This window comes from Allobosea sp. (assembly GCF_051860145.1).
Classification (GTDB): Bacteria; Pseudomonadota; Alphaproteobacteria; order Rhizobiales; family Beijerinckiaceae; genus Allobosea.
On sequence record NZ_JBHYEM010000001.1, the window covers coordinates 561,275 to 579,908 of the forward strand.

The window sequence follows — 18,634 nt, forward strand, 5'->3', positions numbered from 1 at the left end:
AACTCCTGGGCGTTTGTTACCTCGGTCGCGCACCATGAATTGCGCGGGCAGGGCGGAACGCAGTGGTGGCAAAGCAGGTTTGGATCGGAGCAGCGGCCGGCTTCGCGGGCGATCGCCCCGACGCTTCGGGTCCTCTGATTGAAGCGCTCGCGCATCATGACGGACCACGCTTCCTGATTTTCGAGACACTGGCGGAACGCACCCTTGCCCTTGCGCAGCTCGACCGCCTGGCAGATCCGTCGCGTGGCGAAGTTCCGACCCTGAGACGCCTGCTCTGGCCGGCGCTGGCGCCATGCGCGGCTGCGGGCATCAAAATCATCGGGAATTTCGGCGGAGCGAACCCGTTCGGCGCGGCCGCCAAGATAAGGGCCTGGGCTGCTGAACTCGGCTGCTCCGATCTGAAGATCGCCGTGGTCGCAGGCGACGACCTGCGGGACATGATGACGGCGGCCGATTTTGCCCGCCTCGAGACGGATGGTTCCTTGCTGCAGGGCGAACCCGCCGTCATTTCGGCGAATGCCTATCTGGGTGCCGATGCGATTGCCGCGGCACTGAACGAAGGGGCCGACGTCGTCGTGACGGGACGCGTCGCCGATCCGGCCCTGGTGCTCGGCCCGCTCAAATACAGCTTCGGCTGGGCGGATGACGACTGGGACAGGTTGGCAGCCGGGATCCTCGCAGGCCATCTCCTCGAGTGCGGATCGCAAGTGACGGGCGGCTATTTCGCCGATCCCGGCGTCAAGGACGTGCCGGGTATGGACGTGCTCGGCTACCCGATCGCCGAGGTCGATCCCGACGGCACCTTCATCATCACCAAGCCGGCTGGGACGGGCGGGCTCGTCGACCGCCGGACGGTCACCGAGCAGATCCTCTATGAGATCCACGATCCCTCGGCTTATCTGACGCCCGACGCGATCCTCGATCTGACGCAGGTCGAACTCGCAGAAATAGGCCCCGACCGCATCAAGGTGAGCGGAGCGCGGGGCCGCGCCCGGCCCGAGACGCTGAAGGCGACGATCTGCTTCGACGGTGGCCTGCTGGCCGAAGCCGAGATTTCCTATGCCGGCCCCAACGCGAAATCCCGCGCCGCCCTGGCCATCGACACGGTGGTGAAGCGCGTCGCCCGTCTTCACCCGTCCCTGCAGGTGCGTGCCGATGTCATCGGGGTCGTCAGTGTCTTTGGCGATACGGCCGGCTCGTTGCTGAACGCCGAAATCCCGAATTTCGGGGACGGCGACCTGCGCGTCCGTTTCGCGGCGGAGACGGCCGACCGGGCTGCGGCAACATACCTGCTCGACGAAGTCGAGGCGCTGTATTGCGCCGGCCCCGCCGGTGGCGGCGGCGTTCGCAAGCACCTGACCCCGCGGCTGCGCAGCGCGTCCTGCCTGGTGGACCGCAAGCTCGTCACCCCGCAGATCTCGCTTCTGGAGACGGCATGACCAGCGCTGTTTCGCTCTACCAACTCGCCCATGCCCGATCCGGCGACAAGGGCAACCGGCTCAACATCGCAGTCATCTGCCGCGAGCCGCGATTTTTCGAGCCCTTGCGCGAGCGGCTGACGGAAGACTTCGTGGCGGGCGTCTTCCGTGAGCGCAGGCCCACGGCCGTCAGGCGCTACGAGCTGCCGAAGCTGCACGCTTTCAACTTCGTGCTCGACGAGGTTCTCGATGGCGGCGTCAACGGTAGCCTCGGGCTCGATGGCCACGGCAAGACGCTCTCCTTCCTGCTGCTCTCCGCCGCCATCGGGATCCCGGCCGACGCGCTGGAACCGGCTGAAAAGCGCTCTCACGAACTCATGCCCGGAGGCTCGCCATGAGCGCCGAACCTGTCGTCGACTATCTGAAGCACCGTCACGCCGCCGTGATGGACCGGCTCGACGCCTTCCTGAGGCTGCCGAGCGTAAGTACCGATCCGGCCTATTCCCAAGGCATGGCGGATACGCGCGCCTTCCTTCTCGACTGGTTGAAGGGCATCGGCCTGACCGACGTCCAGCTTCTCGATGGCGGCGGACAGCCGGCAGTCTATGGTGCCTGGCTCGGCGCGCCGGATGCGCCGACCGTCATCGTCTACGGTCATTACGACGTGCAGCCGCCGGATCCGCTGCCGCTGTGGAAATCGCCCCCCTTCGAGCCGACGATCCGCGACGGGCGGCTCTATGCCCGCGGCGCCTCGGATGTGAAGGGCTCGACCACGATCGCGATCGAGACCGTCGCGGCCTTCCTCGCCGTGCATGGGCGCTGCCCGGTCAACATCAAGCTGTTCATCGAGGGCGAAGAGGAAACCGGCAGCCCGAGCCTGCATGAGATCGTCCGTCGCTATGGCGATCTCCTTCGAGCGGATGCGATGATCTCCGCCGATGGCGGCCGGGCGAGCCCAACCGTGCCGACGATCAATGTCGGCGCGCGCGGCCTGACCAAGCTCGAGCTCGTCGTCCGGACGGCGGAGAAGGAGCTGCATTCCGGCCGCTATGGCGGCTCCGTCCGCAATGCGCTGCATGAGCTTGCGGCCATCGTCGCCTCCATCCACGACGCGCAAGGCGCTATCGCCATCCCGGCCCTGATGGACGCCGTCCGCCCCCTGTCGGAGCGCGACCGGCGCGATACGGCGGCGTTGCCATTCGACGAGGCGGCCTTCGTCGCGGATGTGGGCGGCATCGCCGCCGGCGAGCCGGGCTACAGCATCCGCGAGCGGCTGACGCTGCGCCCCGCGATCGACGTCAACGGCATGTGGGGCGGCTATACGGGAGCGGGCTCCAAGACGGTCATCCCGGACGAGGCCCGCGCCAAGATCACCATCCGCCTGGCGCCGGGACAGGATCCCGAACAGGCCAGTCAGGCCCTCAAGGATCACATCCTTGCCGTGGCACGGCCGGGTGTTCGGATCGGGTTCGAGGCGATCGGCGGCGGCTCGCCCGCGTCCACGCTGGCGGCGGACCATCCTCTCGTGCAAGCCGCGGCCACCGTGCTGCGAAAGACATCGGGGCAGGAGCCCGTCCATGTACGGCTCGGCGCGACCGTGCCGATCACGGCCATCTTCAAGGAGATGCTGGATCTCGACACGCTGATGTTCGGCTTCAACCTGCCGGACGAGGATGTCCACGCGCCCAACGAGTTCTTCCACATCCCGTCGATCGCGCTGGGCCTGCAGGCCTGGCCGATGCTGCTTCAGGAACTGGCGCAATTCGGCCCCTCGGCATTCCGCCAACAGGCCGGATGAGGAGATCGCAGCCATGGCCGGAATGATCGTCGCCGCACAGCCCGAGGCCGTCGAAGCGGGAGCACTGGTTCTCCGCCGGGGCGGCAACGCCATCGATGCCGCGATCGCCTGCGCCTTCGTGCAGAGCGTCGTCGATCCGCAAATGACCGGCATCGCCGGCTACGGCTCCATGCAGATCTATATGCCGCGCCGCGGCGTGCATGAGGTGCTGGAATTCTACGCGCGCAGCCCGCGTGCCGTTCGCGCCGACATGTGGGCCGACAAGGTCCTGGGCGAGGCGCCGGACGGCTTTTCCTTCGTCGTCGAGGGGCAGGTCAACGAGATCGGTTATCAGGCCGTCGGATCGCCCGGGAATCTGAAGGGATACACGACGGCACTGGCCGACTACGGCACGATGGACCTCGTCGACATCATGCAGCCGGCCATCGCCCATGCACGGGACGGCTTCATGATCCGCCCGTACATGCACTACTACATGACGCTCGACCAGTCGGCCATGGGTCGCGTGCCAAACGAGAAGCTGCTGCGTTTCAGCGCGACGGGACGCGAGATCTACTACCGCAAGGACGGCAGCCTGAAGCGGCCGGGCGACATCGTCGCCAATCCCGATCTCGCCCGTACGCTCGAACGCATCGCCGCGGCCGGGCCCGAGATCTTCTACCGCGGCGAGATCGCCGAGCAGATCGCAGCCGACATGGCAGCCCATGGCGGCCTGCTCTCCTATGACGATCTGGCGCAATACGAGCTGCGGCGCTCCGCACCCGTCTGGGGCAGCTACCGGGATCACCGGATCGCCAGCGTCCGCCCGCCCGGCGGCGGCGTTTCGCTGATCCAGCTATTGCATGTGCTCGAAGGCTTCGACATCGGCGCGCTGGAGCACAATGGAGCCGAGCATCTCCGGATCCTCACCGAGGCGCTGAAGCGCGTCACCATCGACAAGGACACGCATATCGGTGATCCCGACTTCGTCGAGGTGCCGGTTGATAGGCTTCTGTCCAAGGACTATGCGGCATCGCTCGCCGCCAGCATCCGGCGCGGGGAGAAAGCGTCCCTGGAGCGCATGACGCTGAAGCAGGAGCCCAAGGACACGACGCAGGTCTGCGTCATCGACAAGGACGGGAACGCCGTCACCCTCACCCACACGCTGAACATCCCGAGCGGCGTCATCAGCGACGGCCTCGGCTTCATGTATAACGGCCTGATGAGCGCCTTCGATCCACGGCCCGGCCGACCCGGATCGCTGGCGCCCAACAAGGGCCGGACGAGCTCGCAGATGCCGAGCATCGTCTTCCGGGACGACCGGACCTTCATCGTCATCGGAGCGCCCGGCGGCACGGCGATCCTGCCGGCGATGGCGCAGGGCATCAGCAATGTCGTCGATTTCGGCATGGCAATCTTCGAGGCCGTCGCCGCGCCACGGATCAGCGTGACGAGCAACACGATCGACATCTCCAACCGCATTCCGCGCTACGTCGCCGCCGAACTGGAGCGCGACGGCTATCGCGTGGCCCGCTCCTATCAGGGCTTCGCCTTCGCGGCCCTGCACGCCGTTTTGAATGACGGCGGGCGGCTGTCGGCCGGTGCCGATCCGCAACGCGACGGCATGTGGCTCCGGGGCTGAGCCCGGCGACCGTGAAATCCTAGAAAACGGAAGGGGATAACCGATGAAACACTTCATGCGCGGGCTGCTCGTCGCCGGCGTCGTCTGGTCGGGATCAGGCTTGGGCCTGGCTCAGGCAGAGCCGCTGCGGATCGCCATCGGCGGCGCCTTCACCTCGATGGACCCGCATTTCTACAACGCGACGCCGAACCACTCGGTCGCGATGCATGTCTTCGACCGTCTCGTCGACCGCGCGCCGGATGTCAGCCTGAAGCCCGGCCTCGCCCTGAGCTGGAAGACCGTCTCCGACACCGTCTGGGAGTTCAAGCTGCGGCCGGGCGTGACCTGGCACGACGGCAAGCCGTTCACGGCGGACGATGTCGCCTTCACCTATGAGCGCGCCCGCAACGTGCCGAACAGCCCCGGCGGATTCGGTGGCTTCCTGCGGGCGGTGAAGAAGGTCGAGGTGGTCGATCCGCTGACCCTGCGCATCGACACCGGCGAACCCGCCCCGAACCTGCCGCGGGAGCTCGCCTTCGTGCCGATCATCTCGCGCCATGTCGGCGAAGGGGCGACGACGGAGGGCTACAACACCGGAAAGGCCGTGATCGGCACCGGGCCGTACAAGTTCGTCAGCTACACGCCGGGCGATCGCGTCGAGCTCACGCGCAACGATGCCTGGTGGGGGCCGAAGCAGCCCTGGGATAAGGTCACGCTGCGGATGATCACCAATGCCGGCGCGCGCGTGGCCTCGGTCCTGGCGGGCGACGTGGACGTCATCGACACGCCGCCGGCCGGCGACCTTGAGAAGCTGAGAGCCGACCAGCGGGTCAGCGTCTCGGCGACCGACGGCCTGCGCGTCATCTATCTCGCCCTGAATTCGCAGGAACCGGTCGCCGTGACGGTGACGACGAATGACGGCAAGCCCTTCACGAAGAACCCGCTCCAGGACGTCAAGGTCAGGCAGGCGCTTTCCATCGCCATCAACCGGGAGGGCCTGGCCGACCGCATCATGCAGAAGACGGCTCGCCCCACGGGACAGTGGCTGCCGCCCGGCACCTATTCCTACGCCAAGAACGTCCCGGTCCCGGCTTACGACCCGAACAAGGCCAAGGCGCTGCTCGCAGAAGCCGGCTTCCCCGACGGCTTCAAGGTGACATTGTTCTCGCCGAACGACCGCTATCCGAATGACGCAGCGACGACGCAGGCGATCGCGCAGATGTGGACGCGCATCGGCGTGAAGACGGCGGTCGAAACACTGCCCTGGAGCTCCTATGCCAGCCGCGGCGGCAAGCAGGAATTCGGCATCGGCCTCTGGGGTTGGGGCAGCCCGACGGGCGAGGCCGGCTATCTCCTGTCGAACGTCGTCGCCACCAACACCCCGTCTCGCGGTCTCGGCGTCTTCAACTATGGCCGCTACAGCGACCCGGCCCTCGACAAGCAGATCGTGGACGCTCTCGCGACCATCGACGACGACAAGCGCGAGGCGCTGTTCGTCGCTGCGACGGAAACCTTCGCCCGCACCTTGCCGATCATCCCGCTCTACGTCCTCGACAATGCCTGGGTGACGCGCAAAGGCATCAGCATCGACGCCCGCCGTGACGAACGCACGCTGGCCATGGATGCGCATCCCGCAAAGTGACATCGCCGGCGGGCTCCCCGGAGCCCGCCGCTGACAGGAAAGTCCCATGATCAGCTGGCTTGCCAAGCGTGTGGCCCAGGCGGTGGCGGTCGTGCTCGCAATGACCGTCATCGTCTTCATCGGCGTGAACGTGATCGGTGACCCGGTAGCAGTACTCCTGCCCCCGGACGCCACTTACGAGGAGCGCCTGCGCGTCATTGCCGCGTTCGGCCTCGATCGCCCGCTCTGGGAGCAATACGCCTCGTTCCTGGCAGGCGCGTTGCGCGGTGATCTCGGGCGGAGCTTCGTGTTCAGCGAGCCGGCGCTGTCCGTCATCCTGCAGCGCATGCCGGCGACTCTGGAACTGGCCGTCGCCGCCATGCTGCTGGCCGTGCTGATCGGTCTCCCGCTCGGTCTCTATGCCGGGGTCAGGCCCAACTCTGCCACCGCCAAGGCCCTGATGGCGGGCTCCATCCTCGGATTCTCGCTTCCGACCTTCTGGGTCGGCCTCGTGATGATCATGCTGTTCTCCGTCCAACTGGGCTGGCTACCGGCGGGAGGACGCGGCCAGACGGCGGAGCTATTGGGCGTCCAGTGGTCGTTCCTGACGGCCGATGGCCTGCGGCATCTCATCCTGCCCGCGCTCAATCTGGCGCTCTTCAAGATCTCGCTCGTGATGCGGCTGGTGCGGGCCGAGACCCGCGAGGTCGTGCCGCAGGATTATGTCCGCACGGCGCGGGCCAAGGGGTTGTCCGAAGGGTCGGTCATTCGCACCCATGTCCTGAAGAACACGCTCATTCCGGTCATCACGATCGTGGGGCTCGAATTCGGCTCGGTCATCGCTTTCTCGGTCGTCACCGAGACCATCTTTTCCTGGCCGGGGATGGGCAAGCTGATCATCGAGAGCATCCATCTCCTCGATCGGCCGATGATCGTGGCCTACCTGATGGTCATCGTCGTGCTCTTCGTGCTGATCAACCTCATCGTCGACCTTCTTTACACCGTGCTCGATCCGCGCGTGCGGCTGGAGAACTGAGATGTCCGCAATCCCGTCGGCTGCAGCACCCCGCACGCCGCTGCAGCGAGCCCTGCGCGCGTTTGCGAACTCCAATACGGCCATGCTCGGCCTGGTGCTCCTGGTCTGCATCGTTTCATTGGCGCTGCTTGCGCCGTGGATCGCGCCGCAGAACCCCTACGACCTCATGCAACTGGACATCATGGACGGGCAGCTGCCGCCGGGGTCGAAGGCGGCAAGCGGCATGACCTATTGGCTGGGAACCGATGAGCAGGGTCGGGACATGCTCTCCGCCATCCTTTACGGGCTTCGCATCTCGTTGCTGGTGGGTTTCAGTTCTGCGGTCGCAGCAGCGGCCATCGGAACGACGCTCGGTCTGCTCGCGGCCTACGCCGGCGGACGCACGGACAACGCGATCATGCGGCTGGTTGATCTGCAATTGTCGTTTCCAGCCATCCTCGTCGCTCTGATGATACTGGCCTTTCTCGGCAAGGGCGTGGGGAACGTCATTCTCGCGCTCGTCATCGTGGAGTGGGCGGTCTATGCGCGGACAGCCCGTGCCAGCGCGCTGGTCCAGCGGCGCAAGGAATATGTGGAGGCGGCGCTCTCCTATGGCTCCTCGACACTGCGCGTGCTGTTCCGCCATCTGCTGCCGAACTGCCTGCCGCCGCTGATGGTGATCGTCACCGTCCAGATTGCGCGCGCCATAGCGCTCGAGGCGACGCTCTCCTTCCTGGGACTTGGCGTGCCCGTAACCGAGCCCAGCCTGGGCCTTCTCATCTCCAACGGCTACCAGCATATGCTGTCGGGCAAGTTCTGGATCAGCTTCTATCCGGGGATCGCGCTGCTGATCACGGTCGTCGCCATCAACCTGATCGGAGACAGGCTGCGGGATGTGCTCAATCCCCGCAACGCGGATTGATGCGACGGTCGAACGAGGCAGCGGCGCCCGACCCGGTCGAATTTTGCCACAATGCAGACATCGCCGACGACTGATAGGATCGGCCTGTGGGTTCTGCCCGTTTCAGCGTTATCGATGTTCTCTGGCCGCACGTATGCGGCCAGTTGAATGACCAGATGTTAGAGCGGCACCAGCGACGCCGAGCGCACTTTAAAAGTCTCGCTCGAGTCAATGTCGGCGCTATCCTCGCTGAGCACGATCTTATAGGTGTTCCGTGCCGCGCGGACCGAGACCAGGCCCTGCCGCACGTCTCGCAGCACAGCCTTGGGGTCACGTTTTGCCGGATCGCCAAAACCGCCGGCTCCGGCCGTGCGCATGCTGAGCACATCCCCCTTGCGGAGCGGATAGGTACCCTTGGAGTGCAGGCTGCGCTCGCCGGGCTGGCCCGGATTGAGGATCGTCGCGGCCCGCGAGCCCGGCAACCCGCCTTCCAGCCCATAGGGCGCATTGACGTAGCGGTCGCCGAGATTCGTGACGAGGCCGACATCCGCCAGCAGCCGGACGTCCTTGCGGACGGCCATGCCGCCGCGGAACTGGCCGGCACCGGCAGTGTCCGGGATCAGCTCCATCCGCTCGACGAAGACGGGGGCGTTCATTTCCTGGACCTCGACCGGCGTGTTGGTGCCATTGGTCGGCGAGGTCGTCGCCTCCTGCCCGTCGCGATGGCGATGGGCGCCGACGCCGCCGATCGCGGTCATCCAGGCGAGGAACGGCTTGCCGGTATGGGGGCTGAGCGTGCCGCTGACTTTCGGATTGCAGAAGCCGGAGCTCGCGGCAATGACGCGATCGGGTACGATCTGGGCGAGTGCGCCCATCACCACTTCGTAGATGCGGTTGGCGTTGACAGCGCGCGCGCCGCTCGCCGCGCCCGGGTTGGGATTGACGTAGCTGCCCTTGGGCGCCCGGATCTCGATGCAGCTGATGATGCCGAAATTCTGCGGTGAGCGCGGCAGCGTCACCGCCTTGATCGCAGCAATGCAGTAGGACCGGGTATATTGCATGTAAGCGTTGATGCCCGCCGGCCGCTGCGGCCCGGTGCCCTCCCAGTCGCAGATGATGCGGCCGTCCTCGACGGTGAGCGCGAGCTTGAACGGCACCGGCTCGGTGTCGGGCCCGACATCGTCGAGCACATCCTCGAAACGGTAGGTGCCCTTCGGCAGCTCGGCGATCGCCTCGACCATCGCGCCGCGGCTGCGGGCGACGATCTCGCGCATGCAGGCGGCGAGCTGCTCGGGCCCGTACTGCCGGGCGAGCGCCTGCATGCGGGCGACGCCGGTCATGTTCGCGGCATATTGCGCGTGCAGGTCACCGAGCACGTCCTTGATGCGGACATTGCCCTCGATGATCCGCAGGATCTCCTTGATCGGTTCGCCGGCCTTGTAGAGCAGCACCGGCATCAGCTTGATGCCTTCCTGGCAGGTCTCGCTGACGCCGACGACCTCCTCGCTGCCCGGGGCGCTGCCGCCGACATCGATATGGTGGGCGATGTTGACCGCGTAGCCGATCAACGCCCCGTCGTGGAAGACCGGCGTCACCATGAAGATGTCTGGCAGATGGCCCGAGCCGATGGTCGGATCGTTGCAGATCACCGCATCACCCGGTCCGAGCGAGCCCTCGGGGTAATAGTCGAGCATCCGGCGCACGGTGAAGGCCATCGAGCCGAGATGGCCAGGGCTGTAATCGCCCTGGGCGATCATGTCGCCCTCGGCGTCGAAGACGCCGGTCGAGAAGTCGGAGCCCTCTCGGACAGTCATCGAATAGGCTGTGCGCAGCAGCGTGCTGCCCATTTCGGCGGCGGTGGAGAGAAGGCCACCCCAGACCACCGAGAAGGTGACCGGATCAATCGTGCTCATGGCTTATCCTCAGCTAAGCGTAGTGACGAGATTGCCGTGGGAATCGACAGTGCTTTCGCTGCCGGGCGGCAGGACGATGGTCGACTCCCGTTCCTCGACGATGGCCGGCCCGGTGACGACGTCGCCGGCGCTCAGGCGGTAACGGTCATAGACGGGGCAGAGCGCGAAGCCGTCGGTCTCGGGGAACCAGACCTGGCGCTGGCCGCGCTTGGCGCGCCCGACCCCGCCGGGCAGTGCCGGGAGCGTGTCCATCGCCAGCGTCTTGCCGGTGGCGATGGCGCGCAGGCGCCAGTGGACCGCGACGATCGTCCAGTCGGGATCGAAGGTGCGATCGCCATAGGTCTTGGCATAAGCGTCGTGGAACGCCTTGCGCAACCTCGCCAGATCGGCGGCGGCGTAAGGATAGGTGGGCAGGTCGACGGCGATCTCGAAGCCCTGCCCGGCGAAGCGCATGTCGCAGCTGGCCGAGAAGCTCTGCCGGTCTCGCGGGACGCCAGCCTCGTCGAGCTGGCGGCGCGCCTGCGCCTCGAGATCGGCATAGAGAGCGTTGATCGCGGCGATCGCCCCGTCATCGAGGTTCATCACCTGGGTACGGGCGAGGTCGAGCGAGGTTTCGGCCATCAGCAGCCCGACGGCGGATTCGACGCCGGCTGCCCGCGGGAACACCACCTTGGGGCAGCCCAGCATGCGCGCCAGCCGCGTGCCATGCACCGGCCCGGCGCCGCCGAACGGCACCAGCGCGAACAGGCGTGGGTCCTTGCCGCAGTTGATCGTCACGGCGCGGGCGGCTTGTGCCATCTGCGCGGTGACGATCTCGTGGATGCCCCAGGCCGCCTGCATCGCGTCGATGCCGAGCGGGACGGCGACCTCGCTCTCGATCGCCGTCAGCGCCGCCTCGGAGTCGAGCTTCATCTCGCCGCCGAGGAAATAGTCCGGGTTGAGGTAGCCGAGCACGAGATCGGCGTCGGTGACGGTCGGCCGCCGGCCGCCGCGGCCATAGCATGCGGGTCCCGGCACCGAGCCCGCGCTCTCGGGCCCCACCGAGATGGCGCCGAGCTCGACCTTGGCGATGCTGCCGCCGCCGGAGCCGATCTCGATCAGGTCGACAGCCGGGATGCTGACCGGCAGGCCGCTGCCCTTCTTGAGATGGGTCATGTCCACCTCGAACTGGCTGGTCAGCAGCGGCTTGCCGTTCTCGACCAGGCAAAGCTTGGCGGTGGTGCCGCCCATGTCGAACGAGATCAGGTTGTCGGTGCCGGCGGCGGGAGCGAAGCGCGCCGCCGTCAGCACCCCGGCGGCCGGGCCGCTCTCGATGATGCGGATCGGGAAGCGCTTCACCGTCTCGGCGGTGGCGACGCCGCCGTTCGACTGCATGATCAGCATGGGTGCCTTCGTCCCGAGCGCGCGCAGCTGCCGGTCGAGCCGCTCCACATAGCTCGCGACGCCGGGCATGACATAGGCGTTCATCACCGTGGTGCTGGTGCGCTCGAACTCGCGGTAGAGCGGCGAGACCTCGCTGGAGATCGAGACCATCAGCTCCGGCGCTTCCTCGCGCAGGATCTCGGCGACGCGCCGTTCATGCGCAGGGTTGGCGTAGGCGTGCAGGAAGCAGATCGCGACCGCGACCACGCCCCGCTCCGCCAGGACGCGGGCGACGGCGCGCGCTCCTGCCTCGTCGAGCGCGGTCTCGACCTCGCCGGTCCAGAGCATACGCTCGGCGACCTCGAAGACGAGGTCGCGCGGAACCAGCGGCGCCGGCCGACCCGCCATATTGTCATAGAGCTCGTAGCGCTTCTGGCGGCCGATCAGGATGACGTCGCGAAAGCCCTTGGTCGTGATCAGCGCGGTGGACGGGCCCTTGCGCTGGATCACGGTGTTGGTCGCGATCGTGGTGGCGTGGACCACCTCCTCGATCTCGCCCATCTGCCGGCCGCTCTGGGCCATGCGGGCCTTCAACCCCTTGATTACGGCCTCGGCCGGATCGGCCGGGGTGCTGAGCACCTTGCCGATCTCGAACTGGCCGGTGTCGGGATCGAGCACCGCGAAGTCGGTGAATGTGCCGCCGATATCGACGCCTACACGCAAGCCCATCGTGACGAACTCCTGGGGTGGAACGGCTTCTGCGCCGGATCAGTGAGCGGAGGCGGGCGCAAGGCCCGATGAAGCGGGGGTCGATGCCGAAGCATGGTCGCCGCCGAGATAGGCCTCGCGGACGGCCGGGTTCTCGCGCAGCGCCCCAGCCGGCCCTTCCATGGTGACGATGCCGTTGCGCAGCACATAGGCGCGGTCGACCAGCTCGAGCGCCTTGTTGGCGCTCTGCTCGACCATCAGGATGGTGAGCCCTTGCGACTTCCAGCGCGCGAGGATCTCGTAGACGCGGTCGACCATCAGCGGCGACAGCCCCATGGACGGCTCGTCGATGCACAGGATCTGCGGCTTGCGCAGCCAGGCGCGCGCCATGGCGACCATCTGCTGCTCACCGCCCGAGAGCGTGCCGGCAAGCTGGTCGAGACGCTTGCCGAGCCAGGGGAACTCCGCGATCGCGGCCTCAATGTCGCGCTCCAGCTGCTGGCGCGGCGCGCTGCGGCGCGCATAGGCGCCCATCAGCATATTGTCGCGGACGGTGAGCTCGGCGAACATCCGCCGCCCTTCCGGGATCGAGGCGATGCCCTGGCCGATCACCTCCGCCGTGCTGCGCGCCGTGAGCGGCTCGCCATAGAGCAGGATCTCGCCCTTGCGCGGCGTGACGAGGCGCAGGACGGTCTTGATCGCGGTCGACTTGCCGGAGGCGTTGCCGCCGAGCACCGCGACGGCCTCGCCGCGGCCGACCTGCAGCGAGACGCCGAACAGCGCCTGGACCGAGCCATAGAAGACATCGACCCCCTTGAGCTCGATGGCCGGGCTCTCGGGCGGGCCGGGCATCGGCGCCTCCGGCTGGTGGTCGATATGTCCCTTGACCACGACATGGCTGCGAGCGCCGCCGCCCTGGCCGAGATAAGCCGCCGCGACCCCGGGATCAGCGAAGGCACGGTCGGGTTCGTCGTCGACGAGAACCTTGCCCTGCGCCATGACGATCGTGCGCTGCGTCAGCTTGCGGACGATGTCGAGCTTGTGCTCGACCATGACGATCGCCATGGCCGGGAAACGGCGCCGGACGTCGAGCAAGAGATCGGCGAGCTCGTGGCTCTCGGTCGGGTTCATGCCCGCGGTCGGTTCGTCGAGCAGGAGCAGGTCCGGCGACGTCGCCAGTGCCCGCGCGATGTCGAGCCGTCGGCGATTGGCATAGGAGAGGCTGTGTGTCGGCCGGTCCCGGCGCGGCCAGAGCCGCTCGCCGAACAATTGGAGGATTTCCTCGACCTTCTCGTCCGCCTGGCGCGCCGCGGCGCGATAGCCGCCGAGGCCGAGGACGGCGCCGAGCGGCTCGGCGATCCGCCCGAAGCGGCTGGGCACCCGCCCGCCGCCGATCAGCGCCCGCTGGAGGCCGACCCGCACGCTCTCGGCGATCGTCAGGGCCGGAAAGACGCGGCTGGTCTGGAAGGTCCGCGCGACGCCGAGCGCCGCAATGTCCTCCGGGGCCCGTCCGTCCAGACGCTCGTCGTTGAAGACGATGGACCCGCCACTCGGCCGGACAAAGCCGGTGACGGTCTGGATCAGCGTCGACTTGCCGGCGCCGTTGGGTCCGACGATTCCGACGAACTCCCCGGGCGCGACGGCAAGGTCGATGCCCCCGACCGCCTTGAGACCGCCGAAACTGACCTCGAGCCCCGCAAGGGCGAGCCCGGTGGCAGGTCGCGGATTGCGCATCCCGTGCATCAGCGGACTCCTGCGATGCCCTGCGGCCGGAACCGCAACGTGAGGTAGAGGACCGCCCCGAACAGGATCATCCGATACTCCGCCGCCTCGCGCAGGACCTCGGGCAGGACGATCAGGGCGGCGGCGCCGAGCAGCGCGCCGGTGAGGTTGCCGAGCCCGCCCAGCACGATGATCGCGACCATCAGGAAGGAGGTGTCGAGCCGGAAACTGTCGGGGCTGATGAAGCGCTGCAGGAAGGCGAAGAGGCCACCCGCCAGCCCGGCGCAGGCGCCGGCCAGCACGAAGGCGGTGACGAGATAGCGCCGGACCGGCAGGCCCGCGGCATGGGCGGCGACACGGTCCTCGCGGATGGCGCGCCAGCTCAGCCCGACCGGCGAGGCCAGCAGGCGGCCGACCGCCAGGATCGCGAGGGCGAGCAGCGCCAGGGCCAGCCAGTACTGCGCCGAGACCGAGATCATCGGCATGTCGGGCAGGAAGGACAGCGACGGGCGGGGGATGCCGAAGACACCGTTGGGGCCGCCGGTCACCTCTGTCCAGTTGAGCAGGATGAGCCAGATCAGGACGCCGACGGCGAGCGTCGCCAGCCCGACGACATGGCCGGTGAGCCCGGCACAGACCAGGCCGACGAGGCCGGCGAGCGCGGCGCAAAGGAGCGCGGCGGCGATCAGAGCGAGATCGGCCGGCGCGCCCTGCTTTGCGGCCAGCGCCGCGGCATAGGCGCCGACGCCGAAGAAGCCCGAGAAGCCGAGGAACATGATCCCGGCTGCGCCGGAGAGCATGGTGAGCCCGACGGCGAGCAGGGCGAAGATCGCCACCTGCAGGCCGACCTGGACGACATAGGCCGAGACCGGCAGCAAGGGCAGTGCGACGCAGGCCACGACCGCGAGCGCCAGCAGCGGGTATGGCAAGTCGAACAGCCTGGTCTGCGGCAGCGGCTGGCCGCCCTGGCCGATCAGGATACTGGTCGATGGCATCACGCCGGAGGCGCCGCGCGAACCGCCGAGCGCATCGAGCCGCTTGTCGCCAAGCAGACCCTGCGGACGGAAGGTCAGGATCACCAGCAGGATGCCGAAGGCGACCATGTCGCGAAAGCCTTCGCCGACATAGCCGACAGCGAGCGCTTCGAGCACGCCGAGCAGCAGCCCACCGACGACGGCGCCGGGAATGCTGGCAAGCCCGCCGAGCAAGGCCGCGGTGAAGCCCTTCAGGCCGAAAGGCACGCCCATCTGCGGATAGACGGTCTGATAGTACATCGCGACCATGACGCCCGCGACGGCGGCGAGCGCGGCGCCGAGTCCGAAGGCGAGCAGGCGCAGCCGGTCGGTGCGCACACCCATCTGGCGCACGGCGTCCATGTCCTGCGACATCGCCCGCAGCGCCCGGCCGGCCCAACTGCGCGTCAGGAAAAGATAAAGCGAGACCATCGCGGCGAGCGAGATCGCCAGGATCGCCGCATCCATGCCGGTGACATAGGCGGCGCCGATCACCAGGCTGTAGCTCGACAGCGGGTTCGGGAACGGATGCGCTTCCGGCGTCCAGATGATCTCGGCCGCCTGGTCGAGCATGAAGGTGATCGCGAGCGTCGAGAGCAGCGGCGCGATCCAGGGCGCGTTCTCGAGCGGGCGCAGCGCTACCCGCTCGATCAGCATGCCGATCGCGGTGGTGAGCGCGATGGAGGCGAGCGCCGCCGCCATCAGCGGCAGGCCAAGGCGCACGCCGGTATAGGCGAAGAAGGCGCCGAGCATCAGGAGCGAGCCCTGAGCGAAATTGATCAGGTTGGTCACGCCGAAGATCAGCGAGAAGCCGATGGCGACGAGCGCGTACACGTTCCCGATCACCAGCCCGTTCAGGACCTGGCTGAGGAATTCGACCATGATTGCGGCACCCCTTCCGAGACCGGACCGGTTGACGGCGGCTCAGTTGAAGGGCTCGTAGCCCTTGCCCTTGACGACGATGTAGTTGATCTGCCGCTCGCCGAGGTCGCCCGAGCCTTCGTATTTCAGGCTGCCGCTCACCCCCTTGAGCGGCGCGGCCGCGGCGATCTGGTCGCGCACCGCCTGCCGGGTGATCGGCTTGCCGGCGGCCGCCAGGTCCTTCATCGCGCTGGTGACGATCAGCATCGCGTCCCAGGTGAAGGCCGAATAATAGTTCGGTTCCTTGCCGAATTTCGCTTCATAGGCCTTGGCGAACTTCACCGCTTCCGGCGCCGAGGCCAGGAAGGGCGTGGGCATCACCACGCCCTCGGCGGCGCCGGATGCGAGCTCGATGAACTTGGGATCGTTGAGCGTGTCGGTGCCGGCGACCTTCAGCTTCGGATCGGCCTGGCGCAGCTGCTGCATGAACAGCGCCGATTCCGCATAGTGGCTGACGAGGAAGACGCCGTCCGGCGCGGCCGCCCTGATCTTGGTGATCAACGGGCGGAAGTCGCGCGTCTCGGGGATCATCGCCTCCGAGAGGACGACCTCGGCACCGAGCTCCTTCAGGCGCTTGCTCATCATGGTGTTGGTCACCATGCCCCAATCGTCCTTGAAGTAGACGATCGCGATCTTCTTCATGCCGAGCTTCTTCATCAGCATGTCGACATGCGGCTGCACCATGGAGGCGTGCGTCGGCGTGGTGCGGAACTGGTAGGGGCTGATCTTGACGTAGTCCGGATGGCCCGCCGTCGGCGCCACCTGCGCCAGCTTGGCCTCCGCCAGGATCGGCCCGGCCGCCATCGACTCCGTCGAGGTCTGGCCGCCGACCACGGCGAGCACCGCCGGGTCCTGCGCGAACTTCTGGGCGAGCGTCGCCGCCTCGCGCGGATTGCCGCGGCTGTCCTCGATCTTGATCTCGATCGAGCGACCGGCGATGCCGCCGGCCTGGTTGAGGTCGTCGGCGAACATGGTCGCCGCCTCTTTGAAGCGGGCACCGAGCGCGGACCGCTCGCCCGACATCGGCCCGAACAGCCCGATGACGATCGGCTCGGCCGCTTTCGCCGCGACATGCGCCCCCGCGTTCAGCGCGACCGCTATGGCCGCGCCGATCAAGAATCCAGAACCCTTCATGTGACCCCTCCCAGGGCAATGTGAGCCATCGATGGAAAGTTTATTGACTAAACTTGTTCGACGGCAAGCGGAAAAATCGACCACCAATCCGCAATCACCCTGAGACCATCGCCAATAATTTTCATATCCACATGAATTTAAACGGAAAATTCTCGATCAAAAAATATGAAACGCATGAGCCTCCCGCGATGTGATGCTGCGAAAATGAGCGCGTGAGCCCATTTTTCAGCCACGGCCCCATCGTCAGAAGATACCCACTGCGCGTCCTTCAACTAAACATTTTACTTGATCGGCGCCGGGGAATGACGTTTGGTCGGATGATGACGAGACCCAAGAAGGCGGCCGCTTCGACGGCCAGAGATTTCGAGCTGTTCGACGAGCTGATGCCCGTCCGGCGCTACAAGCTGCTGCTCCAGGCCTTCCTGAAACGGCGAGGGCCTGGCGCGCGTCAGACGATCGCCGAAGCGCTTGGCCATACGCGCAGCTTCGTGACGCAGATCACCAGCCCGGCCTATGATCTCGCGATTCCGAGCGGCCAGGTCCGGGCCATCGTGAAGCTGGCGGAGCTGACAGCGGAGGAGGAGCGGATCTTTCTCGAGGCTTATGTCGAAGCTCATCCCGAGCGCGCCGCCGAGGTTTACGCTCCGACCCATCGCTCCCTGAGTATCGCACTTCCCGATCTCGGCGATCCAGCCGCGCAGGCGCGCTTGGAAACCCTGATCCGGCGCCTCGCCGAAAGCGCGATCGAGAGCTTCGTCGACGAAGCCCGCTTCCAGCAGGCCGGCCGGGCCGCATGAACATTGACCTCACCCATCGCGGCACGATGCTCAGCCTGCTCGCGCGCGATCCGGGCGACGGCACGCTCGGTATCGCGCTGGCATCAAGCTCGATCGCGATCGGCTCGCGCTGCCCCCACTTGGAAACGGCGCGCGCCGCGGTCGCGAGCCAGGGCTTCACCAATCTCAAAGTCGGGCCGCTGGCGCTGGATCTCGTCCGCTGCGGGTTGACGGCGGCCGAGGTGCTGGAGGCATTGCGCCAGCACGACCGCTGGCTCGACTATCGCCAGATCGGCATCCTGACCGCCGACGGGCAGATCGGCGCGCATACGGGCAGCCAGGCGACCGGCTGGGCCGGGCACCGCATCAGCGAGAATCTGCTTTGCCTCGGCAATGGACTGACCCGGGGCGAGGCGACGCTCGATGCCCTGGCTGAAGGTTTCGCCGGCGCGCCGCCGGGAGCTACGATGGCCGGTCGTCTACTCACCGGGCTGGAGAGCGCCGCGCGCCTGCTCGGCGGCAGCTTTCCGATCAATTCCACCTCGCTTCTCGTGCGCTCGCCCGGCGCGGAGAGCCAGATCGACCTGCGCGTCGACCTGCCGAGGCGCCCGGTCGACGAAGGGGGCGACGCGCTGGCCGATCTGCGCCGCCTCTACGACGAGTATTTGCCGCTGGTCGACATCTACGCCGCCCGCTCGGTGGCGCCGCGCGCCTTCTGACCTCAGCCGGGAG

Annotated in this window: 14 protein-coding genes; 9 read left to right on the forward strand and 5 right to left on the reverse strand. The window is 67.2% G+C overall.

The window, feature by feature from the left end; genetic code table 11:
- Nucleotides 1-62 precede the first annotated feature (62 nt).
- Genes ACTIF2_RS02580 through ACTIF2_RS02610 form a run of 7 tightly spaced genes read left to right on the forward strand, consistent with a single transcriptional unit; the run spans nucleotide 63 to nucleotide 8,374 of the window.
- Nucleotides 63-1,439, forward strand: a complete 1,377-nt coding sequence (locus ACTIF2_RS02580; protein ID WP_439495450.1) for an acyclic terpene utilization AtuA family protein — start codon at nucleotides 63-65, stop codon at nucleotides 1,437-1,439.
- Nucleotides 1,436-1,816 (forward strand): AtuA-related protein, encoded by a 381-nt coding sequence (locus tag ACTIF2_RS02585; protein ID WP_439495451.1) that lies wholly within the window; start codon nucleotides 1,436-1,438, stop codon nucleotides 1,814-1,816. The genes ACTIF2_RS02580 and ACTIF2_RS02585 overlap by 4 nt, the downstream gene beginning before the upstream one ends.
- The gene (locus tag ACTIF2_RS02590; protein ID WP_439495452.1) at nucleotides 1,813-3,216 is read left to right on the forward strand and encodes a dipeptidase; all 1,404 of its coding nucleotides are present in this window, start codon (nucleotides 1,813-1,815) and stop codon (nucleotides 3,214-3,216) included. Before ACTIF2_RS02585 ends, ACTIF2_RS02590 begins: the two co-directional genes overlap by 4 nt.
- Before the next feature lie 13 nt (nucleotides 3,217-3,229).
- Nucleotides 3,230-4,837, forward strand: coding sequence for a gamma-glutamyltransferase (gene ggt / locus ACTIF2_RS02595; protein WP_439495453.1), 1,608 nt, complete (start codon nucleotides 3,230-3,232; stop codon nucleotides 4,835-4,837).
- A 43-nt stretch (nucleotides 4,838-4,880) separates the two neighbouring features.
- On the forward strand, nucleotides 4,881-6,458 hold the full coding sequence (locus tag ACTIF2_RS02600; protein WP_439495454.1) for an ABC transporter substrate-binding protein: 1,578 nt from the start codon (nucleotides 4,881-4,883) through the stop codon (nucleotides 6,456-6,458).
- A 46-nt stretch (nucleotides 6,459-6,504) separates the two neighbouring features.
- A complete protein-coding gene (locus ACTIF2_RS02605) occupies nucleotides 6,505-7,473 on the forward strand; it encodes an ABC transporter permease (RefSeq protein WP_439495455.1) in 969 nt (322 codons plus the stop codon).
- A gap of 1 nt (nucleotide 7,474) precedes the next feature.
- Entirely contained in the window at nucleotides 7,475-8,374 is a 900-nt protein-coding gene (locus tag ACTIF2_RS02610) for an ABC transporter permease (RefSeq protein WP_439495456.1), read from the forward strand.
- Nucleotides 8,375-8,532: 158 nt separating this feature from the next.
- On the opposite strand, the gene ACTIF2_RS02615 is transcribed toward ACTIF2_RS02610, so the two are convergent.
- The 5 genes from ACTIF2_RS02615 to ACTIF2_RS02635 are packed head-to-tail and all read right to left on the reverse strand — an operon-like array spanning nucleotide 8,533 to nucleotide 17,126.
- Nucleotides 8,533-10,266 (reverse strand): hydantoinase B/oxoprolinase family protein, encoded by a 1,734-nt coding sequence (locus ACTIF2_RS02615; RefSeq protein ID WP_439495457.1) that lies wholly within the window; start codon nucleotides 10,264-10,266, stop codon nucleotides 8,533-8,535.
- 9 nt (nucleotides 10,267-10,275) lie between these two features.
- The gene (locus ACTIF2_RS02620) at nucleotides 10,276-12,357 is read right to left on the reverse strand and encodes a hydantoinase/oxoprolinase family protein (RefSeq protein ID WP_439495458.1); all 2,082 of its coding nucleotides are present in this window, start codon (nucleotides 12,355-12,357) and stop codon (nucleotides 10,276-10,278) included.
- A 39-nt stretch (nucleotides 12,358-12,396) separates the two neighbouring features.
- On the reverse strand, nucleotides 12,397-14,079 hold the full coding sequence (locus ACTIF2_RS02625) for an ATP-binding cassette domain-containing protein (protein WP_439495459.1): 1,683 nt from the start codon (nucleotides 14,077-14,079) through the stop codon (nucleotides 12,397-12,399).
- The gene (locus ACTIF2_RS02630; RefSeq protein ID WP_439495460.1) at nucleotides 14,079-15,953 is read right to left on the reverse strand and encodes an ABC transporter permease; all 1,875 of its coding nucleotides are present in this window, start codon (nucleotides 15,951-15,953) and stop codon (nucleotides 14,079-14,081) included. The genes ACTIF2_RS02625 and ACTIF2_RS02630 overlap by 1 nt, the downstream gene beginning before the upstream one ends.
- A 42-nt stretch (nucleotides 15,954-15,995) precedes the next feature.
- A complete protein-coding gene (locus ACTIF2_RS02635) occupies nucleotides 15,996-17,126 on the reverse strand; it encodes an ABC transporter substrate-binding protein (protein WP_439495461.1) in 1,131 nt (376 codons plus the stop codon).
- A 317-nt stretch (nucleotides 17,127-17,443) separates the two neighbouring features.
- Here ACTIF2_RS02635 and ACTIF2_RS02640 point away from each other — a divergent pair, with 317 nt between their 5' ends.
- Nucleotides 17,444-17,923 (forward strand): hypothetical protein, encoded by a 480-nt coding sequence (locus tag ACTIF2_RS02640; protein WP_439495462.1) that lies wholly within the window; start codon nucleotides 17,444-17,446, stop codon nucleotides 17,921-17,923.
- Nucleotides 17,920-18,621: a DUF1028 domain-containing protein gene (locus ACTIF2_RS02645; RefSeq protein ID WP_439495463.1), complete on the forward strand. Its 702-nt coding sequence runs from the start codon at nucleotides 17,920-17,922 to the stop codon at nucleotides 18,619-18,621. The genes ACTIF2_RS02640 and ACTIF2_RS02645 overlap by 4 nt, the downstream gene beginning before the upstream one ends.
- Nucleotides 18,622-18,634: the final 13 nt, after the last annotated feature.